At 72.1% G+C, this 14,805-nt stretch carries 10 protein-coding genes; 7 read left to right on the plus strand and 3 right to left on the minus strand.

Features of this window, described 5'->3' with window-relative positions:
• Positions 1–247: 247 nt before the first annotated feature.
• Positions 248–391 (minus strand): agmatine deiminase family protein, encoded by a 144-nt coding sequence (locus tag OG286_RS05465; RefSeq protein WP_396323318.1) that lies wholly within the window; start codon positions 389–391, stop codon positions 248–250.
• Positions 392–669: 278 nt separating this feature from the next.
• Here OG286_RS05465 and OG286_RS05470 point away from each other — a divergent pair, with 278 nt between their 5' ends.
• The 5 genes from OG286_RS05470 to OG286_RS05490 all read left to right on the plus strand — a co-directional run bounded on the left by OG286_RS05470 (position 670) and on the right by OG286_RS05490 (position 8,953).
• Positions 670–1,650 carry an alpha/beta fold hydrolase gene (locus OG286_RS05470; protein WP_396323317.1) on the plus strand — a complete coding sequence of 327 codons (981 nt, stop codon included), beginning with the start codon at positions 670–672 and terminating at the stop codon, positions 1,648–1,650.
• Positions 1,647–3,752 (plus strand): hypothetical protein, encoded by a 2,106-nt coding sequence (locus tag OG286_RS05475; protein WP_396323316.1) that lies wholly within the window; start codon positions 1,647–1,649, stop codon positions 3,750–3,752. Before OG286_RS05470 ends, OG286_RS05475 begins: the two co-directional genes overlap by 4 nt.
• Entirely contained in the window at positions 3,752–4,687 is a 936-nt protein-coding gene (locus OG286_RS05480) for an AAA family ATPase (protein WP_396323315.1), read from the plus strand. Before OG286_RS05475 ends, OG286_RS05480 begins: the two co-directional genes overlap by 1 nt.
• Positions 4,680–7,871, plus strand: coding sequence for an SAV_2336 N-terminal domain-related protein (locus OG286_RS05485; protein ID WP_396323314.1), 3,192 nt, complete (start codon positions 4,680–4,682; stop codon positions 7,869–7,871). The genes OG286_RS05480 and OG286_RS05485 overlap by 8 nt, the downstream gene beginning before the upstream one ends.
• A gap of 470 nt (positions 7,872–8,341) precedes the next feature.
• Positions 8,342–8,953 (plus strand): TIGR03086 family metal-binding protein, encoded by a 612-nt coding sequence (locus OG286_RS05490; protein ID WP_405362897.1) that lies wholly within the window; start codon positions 8,342–8,344, stop codon positions 8,951–8,953.
• Between the two features lie 88 nt (positions 8,954–9,041).
• Here the strand turns inward: OG286_RS05490 and OG286_RS05495 are convergent, their stop codons facing one another.
• Complete coding sequence (locus tag OG286_RS05495) at positions 9,042–11,168, minus strand: SpoIIE family protein phosphatase (RefSeq protein ID WP_405364798.1); 2,127 nt, start codon at positions 11,166–11,168, stop codon at positions 9,042–9,044.
• A gap of 234 nt (positions 11,169–11,402) precedes the next feature.
• Between OG286_RS05495 and OG286_RS05500 the strand changes: the two genes are divergently transcribed.
• Positions 11,403–12,326, plus strand: coding sequence for a ketopantoate reductase family protein (locus OG286_RS05500; RefSeq protein ID WP_396323311.1), 924 nt, complete (start codon positions 11,403–11,405; stop codon positions 12,324–12,326).
• 57 nt (positions 12,327–12,383) lie between these two features.
• Here the strand turns inward: OG286_RS05500 and OG286_RS05505 are convergent, their stop codons facing one another.
• Complete coding sequence (locus OG286_RS05505) at positions 12,384–14,102, minus strand: histidine decarboxylase (RefSeq protein WP_396323310.1); 1,719 nt, start codon at positions 14,100–14,102, stop codon at positions 12,384–12,386.
• Positions 14,103–14,282: 180 nt separating this feature from the next.
• Here OG286_RS05505 and OG286_RS05510 point away from each other — a divergent pair, with 180 nt between their 5' ends.
• Positions 14,283–14,786, plus strand: a complete 504-nt coding sequence (locus tag OG286_RS05510; RefSeq protein WP_396323309.1) for an Lrp/AsnC family transcriptional regulator — start codon at positions 14,283–14,285, stop codon at positions 14,784–14,786.
• The last annotated feature ends 19 nt before the right edge of the window (positions 14,787–14,805 follow it).

A 14,805-nucleotide genomic window follows, 5' to 3' on the forward strand; every position in this document is an offset into this window, starting at 1 on the left:
GGGCCCGTGGTGCGGCGCATTCCCGTCCGCCGCTCGCATTTCGGACAGGTGATTGCGCGTCAGGAAATTGGATTCCGAGTGGCCGAATTACCGCGTCGCGATGACCCGCCGTACCGGAATTCGACAGGGCGATGCCGCCCTGTACGCCTGCTTCCGGCGCGGCCGGAGACGATCTCGGCCGACGCGCCCGCGGCGGCCCCTTGTCGCCGCACCAGGGCCGCAAGGGACCGCCGCGGGGAGGACAGGCCTACGCGACCGGCTGGGGCTGGGTGACGCAGTGGATCCCGCCGCCGCCCAGGCCGATGTAGTCGATGTTCAGCTGCTCGACGACGCGGCCGGGGAAGAGCGACTGGAGCCTCGCCTTCGCCGCCGCATCGGCCCGGGAGCCCACGTCCCGATCGCCGCCGACGGCCCCCGCGTCATCGACTTCGGCATCGCCCGCGCCGCCGACGCCGGCGCGCTCACCGGCACCGGCCTGCGCATCGGCCCTCCGGGAGGTGCCGGTGGCCGGAGCCCTTCGGACGGGACATGCCTCGTCGGTTCCTCACAGAACCCGTGCTGTTGGTACGGTTCTTTTCCGCCGTCTCCGGTACGCAGGGGCAGTGCTGCGCGCGGACGGGGCAGTCGGTGCCGGTGGGGTGACGCGTTGGTGGAGCGGGGGAACGGACCATGGCGATCGAGCGTGTGAAGCCGAAGCTGGTCTTTGTGCACGGGATCGGCGGCCGGCGCGACGCGCAGGCGGAACTCACCGACTGGAAGAGGGCGCTGGCCGAGGGCGCGCGGGAGTCCGGGTACGCCTCAGAGATCTCCGCATTGACCGCGGAGTGGTCAGCCGACTGCTCGTTCGCCTACTACGGGGACCTGTTCGCCTCGGACCGACAGGCCCAGGGGTCGGCCGGAGCGGAGGGGTTGGACGAGGATCAGACGGACATCGTTCTCGGCCTGCTGGAGGAGTTCCTCGGCGAGCTGGCCGTCCTGCCCGAACACCGCGACAACCGGCGCCTGGCCCGGATCCGTGCTCAGGTGCGGCCGGACGGCGAGGCACAGGGCATCGGAAATGCCGGCCGGCACCTCAGCAGCTTGCTCGCCGCTGTCGCCTCCCTCCCCGGGCTGAGCTGGGGTGCCCGGAAGCTGAGCCAGCGCGAACTCCTCGGGATCCTCTCCCAGCCGGGCCGCTACCTGCGACGGGCCGAGTCGGACGAGTCCGGCAGAACGCTGGACCAGCGGATTCGTGAGCGGGTGCTCGACTGTCTCGATCCGGGAAGGCCCACGATCGTGGTGGCCCATTCACTGGGCACCGTCGTGGCGCTGGAGGCGCTGGCCGAATATCGGGGCCCGGTCGAGCTGTTCGTCACGGTCGGCTCGCCGATCGCCATGCGAGGCTTCATCTGGCCTCTGCTGCGCCCCCGTCCCCCCGCGACTCCCGAGTCGGTCGCCGCCTGGCTCGACTTCCGGGACGGTGACGACGTCGTCGTGCCGAAGCGCAGGCTGGCCGACCTCGTCGCGCCCAACACCGCGGGTGTGCAGCCGGTTCCCGATCGGCTGGAGTCGGCCTTGTTCTGGTCCCACACCGCGACGACCTACCTGAGGCGCCAAGAGATCGCGAAGCCCGTGATGGAGACGCTGGCAGCCTGGACCGCGCGGTCATGAACGAGGCGTGGCAGCCCCCGGCCCGCCATGTCCTGCTGATAGCCACCCAGTCGGACGCGGCGGGGGAAAAGCTGCCGCAGCTGGAGTCGGCGGCCGACGATCTGTTCAGGGCGCTCACCGACCCGGCGATCGGGGGCTGCCTGCCCAGCCCCGCGGCCGAAGCCACCCGCCTCCGGTCGGGATCGGTGGGCCGACGCGAGATCGACGAGGCCGTCCGCGCAGCCGTCCGCGCGGCCGGCCAGGCCGGGGCGACGCTCGTCCTCGCCTTCCTGGGCCACGGCCAGACGCCCTCGAACGGGACGCGGCTCTGGTACATGGCCGCGGACAGCGAGGCCGACGAGACCGACACGTCCGTCGACGTGCCGGCCCTGCTCGAGATGGCGGCGGACTGCAGGGGGGTGGCCGGAGTCATCGCGGTGATCGACACCTGCCACGCCGAAGCCGCGATGCCGGACATCAGCGCGCTGATCGGAGGCTTCAACGCCGGAGGCAAGCGAATCGCCGTGCTGGCGGCGTGCGGCGCCCGGCAGGAGGCGTACGGCCTGAGCTTCACCCGGGAGCTCGTCGCCACACTGACCCAGGGCGTTCCGGGGGAGGGCGAGTTCCTGCGCACCGGAGTGGTGAAGCTGCCAGTAGCAGGGAGGCTGAGACAGCAGAACGTCAAGGCGTTCGAGTTCGACGGCGACTCCGACGCCGACGGACCGCTGTGGCTCGCGCTGAACAGCCAACGCCCCGCATGGCGGCCGAGCGCGGCCATCGGCCGGATCGGCACCGACCACATCGCCAGGGCCCTCCGGAATTGGCCTGACGCCCCGGCCGCACCGGCCGTCTGGACTCGTCAGGGCCTGGTCGAGCTGGCCGCACAGGCCGCCGGCTCCGGCGCGGGGTGGGCCGTTGAGGTCGCCGCGGGCGTGGTCGCTGCCATGGACACCGGCCGCCTCGTTCTGGAGTCGGCCGGTCCTGCCTTGAACACGCCGCTGCTCCGCCGCCTGGCCGCCGAGTTCAACCGCCAATGGGCCGACCGCCTCCCCGGGCCGGTCCGACCGCCCGCAGCGCTCGCCGGCCGACCGCTGCTCCAGTACCTCCTCGAACACGCCGCCCTGCTGGCGACGATGACGGACAGTCAGCAGCCCACGTACCTCGCGCTGGCCTGGTACGTGGTCGCAGCGGCGGAGGCGTGCGGGTTCGACCCGTCGGATGCCAGGGTGAGGCACTGGGCCGAGCAGACCGGCGCCGAGATCGCGCTGAACGACGCCCGCGCGATGCACGAGGCACACCGTTCGCACGGGCGGGCGCTCCGGCTGGTGGTCAGCCTGCACGCCGCCCGGGTCGACTGGCCTGATTCCCTCTCCGCCTGCCTGCGTAGCGGGCCCGACTGCGTCCACCACCAGCACTTCCCCTGCGTGCCGGACCGGCACGGTGTGGAGAAGGCACTTCCCGAGGTGGTCGCCTGGGCCGAGGACCGGCTTCCCGGGGAGGTTCAGGTGACACACGTCGACATCGTCGTTCCCGCGCCCGTCCTGCTCGACTGGCATCCCGAACAGACCATGGTCGGCATGTTCGTCCTGGGCGCCACTCGCACCGTGACCCTCCGCTGGGCCGGACGGCTCGTCGTGCCGGGCTACATCCGCGGCATGAACGAACACGCCCGTGCCCTGCTGGAGAAGATGGACAGAGCCTCCCTCGACCAAGGCGCACCGGTCGACTGGGTGGACCTGGCAGGCGCCGGCACGCCGCAACTGCTGCGCGCCTTGCAGAGGGGCGCGTACCAGCGGGCGATCGGGATCGGCCACCACCCACCCCACCTTCAGGATCTCGTCACGACGTTGCTGCCGTACACCCCGATCCTGTTCTGGCCGAGCGCGGACGCCGACCTCTCCCGCACCGAGTGGCCCTGTCTGGCCCACCTCTGGGAAACCCTGCCCGACGGCTTCAGCGACGCCTACCGCCGTCGCTGGCACGGCCCCGGCGGCCGAGACCCGGAGACCGATGGCCACCTCGACGACCTGGCCGACGTCCGCTCGGCGTGGCACGACCGCGATTGGCTCGACTTCTGCAGCCGCTACGCGCAGCACCCCTCCCCCGCCCCGAGGAGCACCTGATGTCCTGGAACAACTACTACCGAGGCGACGGCGAGCCACGGGACGTCGAACTCGCACCTCCGCCGCCGTGGCGCAGCTTTACCCGGAACGACGCCCACAAGGCGTTCCTTCCGCCGGAGGGCCTCACCGACGCCGTCAACACCGCCCTCTACCTGCACCGACCGTTGCTGATCACCGGCAACACCGGCACGGGAAAGTCGACGGTCATCGAGCAGGTCGCGGCCGAACTGAAGCTGGGCCCGGTCCTGCGGTGGCACATCACCTCGCGCAGCACCCTGCCGGAGGCCCTGTGCCGGTACGACGCGCTCGGGCACATCCACGCGCTCCGGCTCCAGCAGGGGCGCTCGGAGGAACCCGCGGACATCGCGCCCTTTCTCCAACTCGGCCCACTGGGCACCGCGCTGCTTCCCGGGAACCGGCCCCGGGCACTCCTCGTCGATGAGATCGACAAGAGCGACATCGACCTGCCCGCCGACCTCCTTGATGTTCTGGAGAGCGGGCGGTTCGAGATCCATGAACTCGCGCGGCACTCGACCCGGGAGGTGGCCGTCCGGGAGTGGGACGCGAAGGCCACCCACACCGTCGTGGACGGCTTGGTGCAGTGCACGACATTCCCGTTCATCGTGATGACCAGCAACGGCGAGCGGGACTTCCCCGCGCCGTTCCTGCGCCGCTGCATCCGCTTCGACATGCCGACTCCCACGGAGGAGACGCTGTGCCGGGCCGTCGAGTCCCATCTGGGGCTCCGACGCGACGAGCTGGGCGAAGCAGCCACACTCATCAGTGCGTTCGCCGAGCGGGTCGCCCGCGGGGACAGCCTGGCGGTGGACCAACTCCTGAACGCGGTCCGGCTGGTCACCGACGCGGACGCGCCCACCGGGGCACTGCGAAGCCGGCTACTGGACCTGATGCTGCGGGATCTTTCCGGTGGGTGACCGAGTCGTCGGCCTGGTCGCGGCTCTCAGCCGGATCCTGCCTCCGGACACGGACGCCGCCACGGTGGCGGACGCGCTCTGGCTCGCCGCCAACTCGGGCGAGGACACGACCGACGGTGGCGAGCCGGCGAGCATGCCGTCGCCGTCCGCCGCGGCCGGTCTACCGGAGGGGACGCGCCCGAGCACGGCCGCTCCCTCGCCGGACACCCTGCCGAACCCGGCGCCCGAGGCCGTCCCCGGCGTGCCGCTGTACGAGAACCTGCCTGCCGGGCCCTCAGCGCCAGGCCGCCCGGTGCGGGTGGCTGCCGGCCGGGCGCTGCCACACGCCCTTGAACTCGGCCGTGCGCTGCGCCCGTTCAAGCGCCGCCACCCGCGCGGTGTGCGGCGGGCACTGGACCTGGAGGCGACCGTACGCGAATACGCCCGGGGCGGCGAGCTCGCGCCCGTCCTCGGTCCCGCACCGGAGCCGTGGTTCGAGGTCGTCGTCCTGGTCGACACCCATCCGACCATGGAGGTGTGGCGGGAGACCATCGAGGAGTTCACCACCCTGCTGGCGGGAATCGGCGCGTTCCGCCGGGTCCGGTCGCTGCGGCTCACCGTCGACGGCGAGCCGCCGATCACGGATGACCGCGGCCGCGCCGTCCCCCGTGGCCGGGTGACCGCACCGGGAGGGCGGCGGCTGATCCTCGTCCTCTCCGACTGCGCGGCCCCCGGCTGGCGCCGGCCGGAATCCTGGCAGCTGTTGCGCTCCTGGGGCGCCGGCACACCGGTGGTACTGCTCAACCCGCTACCCAGCAGGCTATGGAGCGCCACGGGCCTCGACCTGCCGACCGTCCGGGTACAGAACCGCAAGCCGTCGGCCCACAACACAGAACTCTCCTACGACGTACCACTGATGGTGAGCGCCCTCTTCGGCACCGACCCCGGCTGGATGCCGCTGCCGACCCTCGCCCTCACCCCGCACTCACTCCACCGCTGGGCCAACGGCGTGATGCGCGGCGCACCGGCGGGCTACGATGCCGTGCTCGTCCCCGCGTCGGGCGTCCTCGACTCCCCCTTCGCCGACCATGCCGAGCCTGCCCCCGATGCCGCGCGGCGCACGGCGGCCTTCCTGCACACCGCTTCCCCGGCAGCGAGGCAACTGGCGGCCCTGTGCAGCCCGTTCACCCGTCTCAGCCTCCCGCTGCTCCAGCTCGTCCGCCAGACGGCGGTGCCGGAGGCCACCGTCGGTGACGTCGCCGAGCTGCTCACGAGCGGCCTCCTCGACATCCAGGTCGTGGAGAACGCCCCGGCCATCCTCACCTTCCACGAGGCCGCCCGCACCCGACTGTCCCGCCTGGTCACCCGTCACGACGCGTGGACGGTCCAGACCGCCCTGACCCGCCACATCGCCTCGCACCGGCCCCAGGCAGGCCGCGGGCTGGCGGCCGTCGCGGTGGAGGACCCGGCCCTCCTCCCGCCTGACGTCCAGCCGTTCGCGGTGGCTTCGGACGAGCTGCTGGCGGTGCTCGACGGAGGTCGACGGGAAGCCCGGGCAGACACGCCCGAACCGGCGCTCTCGCACGAGGAACCGACGGAGGCCGAATCCGCCGGGCCCGAGTTCCCCGACCCGGCCAGAAGCGCGGCACTGCTCATCGGAGTGTCCGGGTACCGGGCGTTGCAATCGCCCCCCGGTGTCGAACAGGCGCTGGAGGACATGCGGTCGGTTCTGACCTCGTCGAACAGTTGGAACCTCAGCACCGACCGCTGCCAGACCCTACTCGACCCGAGCTCACCCGAGATGGTGCTCGACGCTCTCCGGGCCGCCTGCGACCGGGCCGATGACACCGTTCTGGTGTACTTCGCCGGGCACGGTGTCACGAGTGGGGCGCGCGGCACCGACACTCTCCTGGCGCTGGACGACACCGCGGGGCTTCTGCTCTCCCGGCTGAGCGCGGTTCTCGCCCGAAAGCCGCCCGACCGAGTGGTGCTGCTGATGGACCTGTGCGGCAGCAGCAGAGCCGGGGCGCATCTCGGGTACGGCAGCCCGGAGTCGGACTTCTACGCGTTGTCCACCCATGACGTGAACGCCACGGAACACTCGCTCCTGCTCGCCGATCACCTCTTCGGCCTACTGCAGATGGGACTACCGGGTGCACCGGAACTACTGGACTTCCCCACCGTCGCCGCCGGCGTGCACCGGGACGCGGCCAGCGGGATGCGAGACGGCTCAGGCGCGTCAAGGCGCCCGCTCGCGATGCTCCGCAACCGGAGAGCGCCAGGCTATGTCGAGCCCCACCTCCGCGACGTCTTCGCCCAGGTGTGCCATGCCGTGCGAGGCCAGTTGGTGGCCCGGTATCCCGTGCGGTTCTACAACGAGATCCACCGCATCCTCCTGGCGCTGATCACGCTCGCCAGCAACCACGTCATCACGCTGACCGAGAAGAGGCCGTCGGCGATGGTGGAGCGCTCGGTCGAAGACTTCCTCGCCCGCAATCTGGAACCCGAACTCGTCGTCCGTCGGGCGGAATCCGACGTGACGACGCTTTACGTCCAGGAGGCTGACGGTGACTTCCGTATGCCTGTGGACGTTCGCACCGTGAGTCTTCGCGGACTGGGCCCAGTGGACGCGATCATGATCAGCAGCGTGAGAGAGCCTCTCAGGGTCACTGTCGTGCTCGACCGATCCGACGGTATACGGGACTCCGAGCTGTTCGACATCTCGCCCGATGTCGGCGTGACCACCGTCCACGGCGCCGGCCGGACGTCGGAGGTCGTCGTCCTGCGGATCCCGGTTCACGGTCCTGTGGCGCCGAGGGCGCGGACACTCGACGAAGCGCTGCGCGAAGCCGTGGTCAGCGCCTGCGAGGACCTGCACGGCGACGTCATAGAGCTGGGCCTCGAACCGGACGTGCCCGAGCTGTCGGGTGCGTCCGACGCCACGATCGAGCACCTGGAGCCCGACCTCCTGACGGTGGAGTGGCACCTGGTGGAGGCCTTCGAATCCGGACTCACTCTGGGCGAGGTCCGGGTGGATGCGGATATCGTCCTCAGTTCGTTCGTGACCCCCGTCGAGGCCCCCGAATGGACCGACGAACACCCCGCCGAGCTGTCCGCGAGGATCCGGGCGGGGCTCATCTTCCACGCCCAGGTCGACGGGCCCGACTTCCAGGTGACGCTGGAATACGCAGGCATGGAGGTCTGAGCCCTTCCGGACCGGAAGCCGCGCGATTTCCGGACGATCTCGGCCAGGGTCGCCTGCCCGCCGCTGGGCGGGCGAGCCCCGCCGGCGGTCGGTACGTGATCCGGGTCCGGTACGTGTTCCGGGTACGGCAGGGCGGCGCCCGCGGCGGGGACGCGGCCGGAACGCCGGCGGCAGCCCCCGGTCCGTGAACACCCTGTCACCATGACGGACCGCTCCGAGAGGGCCGCCGCGCCCCCTCGGAGCGGCCACCGACCGGACACGGACACGGACCGGGCACGGGCCGTGACGGTGCCGGGGTGGCGAGGGACGGCCGGGCGGCGGACAGCCGTCCGCCACGGCCCGGACGGGCACCCGGCGTCACCACGACAGCGCCGACCGGCCTCGCCGTCGAAACCGGCCCGGCACCTCTGGCCTGTCACGCCCCGTAGCGGTTTACTGGGAGGGAGCAGGGCAGGAACGGAGGCCCGGCGATGGAATGTCCGCACCCGTCCGGGACCCACACGGAGGTCCGCCGCCACTACGCAGCCGCCGGGGCGGAGGTGGCCCGGCTGATCCGGACCGCTCCCGAGGACCAGTGGTCGGCGCCCACCCCCTGCCGTGACTGGGAGGTGCGCACGCTGGTGAACCACCTGGCCGCCCAGCACCTCTGGGTCTGCCAGGCGATCGCCGGCTACACCCCCGACCAGATCGGCCGCCGCTTCCAGGGGGACGTCCTGGGCCGTAACCCGCTCGGCGTGTGGGAGATGGCCGTGGACAGCGCCGTACGCGCGCTCGGCCGGCCGGGCGCCCCCGACCTCCTGGTGCACGTGTCGTACGGGGTGCGGGACGTCGGCGGGTACGTCCGTGAGCTGACCGCCGAGACCGTCGTGCACAGCTGGGACCTCGCCCGGGCGCTGGGCGAGAGCGGCCGGATGCCGCAGGGCGCCGCCCGGTACGCGCTCGCGGAGTTCCGGGGCTACCGCGACCTGGCCGGCACCGGCCTGTTCGACCCGCCGCTCACCGCACTGCCGGGTGCCGACGCCCAGGAGCTCCTGCTGGCCCTCACCGGCCGCGACCCCCACTGGTCCGCCGAGCGGATCTGACCGGACCCGGGCCGGCCGCCACTTTCTTCCCGCCGTCGGTTCACCGCGACGGACCGCGTCCGTTCACCCGGCGACGGACCGCGTCCGTTCACCCGGGGACGGAGCGGACCAGCAGCAGCGCGATGTCGTCGGTGCGGTGCTCCGACTGCCCGGTCTGGCCGATCAGCGCATCGGCCAGCCGGTCCAGCGGTTCGCGGCCGTGCCGGGCCAGCGTGTCGACGAGGCCGGCCATCGCCTGGTCGAGGTCGGTGCCGGGCCTGTCGACGAGGCCGTCGGTGTACAGGACCAGGGTGGTGCCGATCGGCAGGTCGATGCGGATCGGCGGGTACTCCGCATCGGGGTCGACGTTGAGCACCATGCCACCGGGCGACTCCAGTGCCTCCGCCCGGCCGTCCGGGCCGTACCGCAGGGGCACGGGGTGCCCGGCATTGGCCAGCCAGGCCTCGCGGTGTTCGAGATCGACGCAGAGGTAGGCGCAGCTGGCCAGCAGGGCCGTGTCCAGGTCGGCCAGCAGGCGGTTGGTGCGCGCGAGCACGGTGCTCGGATCGGCATCGGCCGCGGCGAAGGCACGGACGGCAGTGCGGACCTGGCCCATCAGCGCGGCGGCGTGGACGTTGTGGCCCTGGACGTCACCGATGACGACGGCCACGGCGTCGGGCCCCACCCTGATGAGGTCGTAGAAGTCGCCTCCGACGTCCATGCCCTCGGTGGCCGGCAGGTAGCGCGCGCTGATCTCCAGGTTCCGTACGACGGGCAGCGCACGGGGCAGCAGGCTCTCCTGGAGACCGTGGGCGAGCACGAGCTTGGTGTCGTACAGCCGGGCACGGTCCAGGGCCTGGGCGATCAGACCTCCGAGTGCGGTGAGGACGGCGCGCTCCTCGACGTCGAAGCGGTGCGGTTCGTCGAACGCCATCACGCAGGTGCCGAGCAGCCGGCGCGAGGTCACCAGGGGCAGATAGGCCCAGGCGGACATCCCGTCCTGCGTCTCGTGGCGGTCCGGGTAGAGCCGTTCCAGCTCCGCACGGGTCTCGAAGAACGCCGGCACGGAGTTGGTCGACGCCTGGACACCGGGCGTGGGCTCCGTCAGCCGGGTGCCGTCGAACTGGTCGACCAGGCCGGCCGGATAGCCGCGATGACCGGCGAGGCGCAGACGTCCGCCCTCGGCCATCAGGACCGCGACGGCCCGGCCGCCGAAGGCCGGCAGGATCTGCTCGGCGACCATGCTCACCACGTCCTGCACACTGATGGCCTCGGTCAGCGCGCTGGCGAGGTGCAGGAGGTGGTAGAGGGCTCCGGGCCGCGTGTGCACCGCCTGTTCGGCGGGTGCCTCGGTGTGCTCGTACAGCGAGGCATCGGCGGCGGCGATCCGCGCGGTGACTCCGGTGGCGTCCGGGTAGAGCTGGAACGACAGCCACCGGTCCGGCGGCCGCATGGCGACGAACGAGGTGGTCGCCCCGCCGATCACCGCTGCCCGGTAGTGGTACTCGTACACCGGATCGCGCAGCCAGGGCAGCGCCGTCCACGGCCGGACGCCCAGCAGCCGCTCCACCGGCGCGCCGAGCAGTTCGGCGGCGGCCGGCGTGACCGCCGCCAGCCGGCCGTCCAGGTCGATGCCGCAGATGCCCTCCGGCAGTCGCGCCGCCACCATGGTCAGGGCGTTGGCGGACCGGTTCTCCGCCGTCGCGGCGCGGGGGGAGGGCCTGATCGGACGGCCCGCCCTGGCCGCCTCCGCCAGCAGCTCGGCCAGGCGCAGCGCGAGCGCGTCGAGCAGGTCGCGTTCGCGGGGGGACAGCTCGGCGGGGTGGGCGGCGGGCCAGATGCCGAAGACGGCGCCGTACGTGGTCCTGCGCGTGACGAGCGGCGCCGCCGCGAGGCCGAAAGCGTAGGGCATGGCGACCGCGACCCTGGGGTAGCGTCGCGCCATCTCCTCCGCACCGCCGACCCAGACGGCCTGGCCGCTGCGCACGGCTTCGACCACCGGAATCGGCGCGCTCATGCCGATGTGCTGCCACGGCCTGGTGAACTGCCGGACCGCTCCGAACGTCATGACCAGTTCGAGCACCTGCTGGTCCTCCGACAGCAGGTAGAGACCGCCGGAGTGGGCGCCCAGCGTGTCCGGCACCGACCGCAGGATCTGCGCGGCCACCTCCAGGCCGCGCCCGGCCACCGCCTCGGCAGCCTCGTATCCGGGCTGCGGCGCCCCATCCCGTGACATGTCCATTGCAGCTCTCTCGTTCGAGCCGACGGTGGACCCACCGCCTTCCTTCCATAGTGCAGGTCGTGTCCACCGCCAGGAAGCCGACGGAGTCCGGCGCGGTGCGGACGGACGACGCGTGGCGGACGCCCCCGAGGGCATTGACTCGGCCGCGGACCCGCGGAGATGATCACGCAGGGCCCAGGGCGACAACCCATTCCGGGTGTCGACCCGCAAGCTGAGAGGAACCCAGCCATGTCCGGATCCGGACAGCGCACCATCGAATCCGCCCCCTTCCCGACCCGTCCGACCATCGCCGTGCTCGGCCCCGGAGGCGTCGGCGGCCTGCTCGCCGCACTGCTCTCCCGTGCGGGGCACCGCGTGATCTGCCTCGCCCGCGAGGAGACCGCCGGCCCGCTGCGCCGGGACGGCATCCGCGTCCGCAGCAGGCAGTTCGGCGAGTTCACGGCGGCGGTGGAGGCCGACGACATCCTGCGCGAGCCCGTCGACCTGTGCCTGGTGACGGTCAAGAACACGGCACTCGACGCCGCACTCGACCGCCTCCCGCCGCAGTGGCTGGCGAACGGCGTGGTGGTGCCCCTGCTCAACGGCGTCGAGCACACGCAGGCCCTCCGGGCACGCTACGGGGGCGAGCGCGTCGTCCCCGCCGTGGTCCGCGTGGAATCGACCCGCACCGCGCCGGGCGTCATCGACCACGGCAGCCCGTTCGTCGAGATCGACCTGGCCGGCCGGCCGGAGCCGATGGCGCCGCTCGCCGCACTGTTGGAGGGTGCACGGGTGACGACCCGCGTCATGCCGGACGAGGACCGAGTCCTCTGGGGGAAGCTCGCGTTCCTGGCCCCCTTCGCCCTGCTCACCACCCGCCACCGGCTGCCCGTCGGCGCCATCCGGTCCGAGCGGCGGCACGAGCTGACGGCCCTGGTGGAGGAAACCGTGGCGGTCAGCCGGGCCTGCGGAGGCCGGACGGCGGTCGCCGACGTCCTGGCGCGGTATGACACGTTCCCGGCCGACAGCAGGTCGTCCATGCAGCGCGACGCCGAGGCGGGCCGCCCGCTGGAGCTCGACGCGATCGGCGGAGCCCTGCTGCGGGCGGCCGAACGGCACGGCATCCGGGTGCCGCTGACGACGCGGCTGGTGGCGGAGCTGTCGACCGGGTGAGCTCCGCCGGGCCGGCGTGACCGACCACGGCCGGGCGCGCCGGAGCTGACCGGGGACCTACGCGCGCAGGGCGGGGTCCTCGGCCAGCTCGGCCAACAGGGCGTCCAGCTTCGCGCGGTCGACCGAGGGCATCAGGAAGACGTGCACGTAGCTGCGGCGGGTGGACTCGTCGCCCGGGACCATCAGCACGTCCTGGGATGACAACGACCACTTCGCCACCAGCTCGGGGCTGGGCTTGCGGAAGCGCACCGTGACCGCGCCCGGGGTGCGGGCCGGCCAGAGCTCGACGCCCGTCTCCTGCTCCATGACCCTCAGGCGCCGCTCCAGGTAGCCGGCCAGCTCCTGGGCGCTGCGGATCCGGTCCACCTGGTCCTGGTAGGAGTGCCGGGACAGGTGGTCCCAGATGACCAGCGGGGAGAACCCGTTCCTGGAGCCCGCGAAGGTGGTGTCCGGCGCGCCTATGTAGTCCGGCTGGGACGGGGGCGAGATCTGGTACTTGACCTTCGTCATGTAGATGCCGCAGGGCCACGGCGCACCGGGCCACTTGTGGCCGCTCATGGCGATGGAGGAGACCATGTCGAGGTCGCCGAACTCCGTGGTGGGCAGCCTGAGGCCGAAGTCGTATTCGGGCAGCTCCACTTCGGGGGTCCAGCCGTACGCCGGGTCCTGGGAGGCCATTCTCAGGAACGGCGCGTAGCCGGCGCCGAGGGCGCCGTCCACGTGGATCCAGAAACCCCGGCGCAGGTCGACCAGCGGCTCACCGGTCCGCGGGTCCGTGCCGTAGGTCACCTGGCGCTGGATCAGACCGTGCCGCTCGAAGATCGGCAGCAGGCGCTCGCAGACCTTCCGGACGTCGTCGTGGGCCCCCTTGAAGGTGCTGCCGAGGTTGAGGTTGACGAAGACCGGGTGCCCGTTCGCGGCGAAGAACTCGACCAGCACCGCGAGGGCGTCGATGTCGATCTCGCCCGGGCCGTCCCAGGACCGGCCCGAGGGGCCGGGGCGGGAGGGCACCTCGGTGGGCCACTCACGGCGGCCCGTGTCGGGGTCGACCAGCGGGCACTCGTCCGCGTACTTCTCCACGCCGACCGCGTGGAAGGTCTCCACGCCGAGCACCCGCACCGCCTTGGCGAAGGAGTAGTGGGTGTCCTCGGAGTAGAACGCCACCGGGCGGTGGGCATTGGGGTTGTGCCGGTCGGGTGCGGCCTGGACGTACCGCAGGGCGTCGAACGGGGCCGCCGGCGGCTGGATCAGCGCCTTGCCGCTCAGGTAGTCCCGGGCGTTCCAGAGCGCGTACATGTTGCCCTCGGTCGAGCCCATGGACAGCATGTAGCCCCAGTACGACTCGGGGTCGGCGGGGTCGTGCGGCCGCTCGGCGTTCCACAGTGCCGCGTAGTAGTCGAGCACCGCGCGCTCGACGACCTTGGTGTTCGGCTTGTAGCCGCCGCTCTGGAACGGGTCGCCGAGGTTGTTGATGTTGTTCGGCATGAACCGGGCCAGGTCCAGCGCGCAGCCCTGCATGTCCTGCGTGGCCTGGTAGCCCACCAGGTGCCGGCGCTTCCTCGACAGGTACTCGTCCACCGTGTCGAGGGCGCGCAGCCGCCGGTCGTCGTCCAACCCGCTCGCGGGGAGCTCGAAGTCGCGGCCGTCCAGCTCCGCCCCCGGGTCGACGACGGTGCCGGCGGTCGCGGCGGCCGCAGCGGTCACGGCGGTCGCATCTGTCCCGGCCGTCTCGGCCGTCTCGGCGGCGATGGTGGCGAAGGTGGCGGTGGGGCTCATGGACGCGGCACTCCGGGGTCGGTGCGGGCCGGTCCACGGGCGGGGAGCGGCGGAGGGGCGTTCGCCGCCCGCGGCCAGGATGGAACTTCGCGGAGCCGAGCGGAAGATCTTCCGAACATCATTCGGTATGGCCGCGAAATGTCTTGCGAATCGGCGGGATCAGCTGGAATCATGCCCCGCATGCCGAATAATCCGCAGGCCCGGAGGGCGCCCATCGACGACGTGGACCGGGCGATCATGCGCACCCTTGCCGACAACGCCCGCATGCCGAACAACGCGCTCGCCGAGGCGGTGGGCATCGCCCCCTCCACCTGCCTGGCCCGGGTGCGCGCACTGCAGGAGCGCGGGATCATCCGCGGGTTCCGGGCGGACGTCGACCCCGCCGCGATCGGCCTGCCGCTGCAGGCGATGATCTCCGTCCGGCTCCGGGCCCACACCCGTGAGCAGAACGAGAGCTTCCGCAGCACCGCCCCCGACCTGCCCGGCGTCCTTGCCGTGTTCCACATGGCGGGGTCCGACGACTACCTGCTCCACGTCGGCGTCGCCGGCCCCGAGGGCCTGCGCGACTTCGTCGTGGACAACCTGACCACCCACCCGGCGGTCGCACAGACCCGGACCAACCTGATCTTCGAGCAGATAGCCGGCCGCCGCTACCTGGGAGACCCGGCGTCGGCCACCACCTGAGCCACCGACGGCCGGGCGA

Source organism: Kitasatospora sp. NBC_00039 (genome assembly GCF_045160625.1).
GTDB lineage: Bacteria > Actinomycetota > Actinomycetes > Streptomycetales > Streptomycetaceae > Kitasatospora.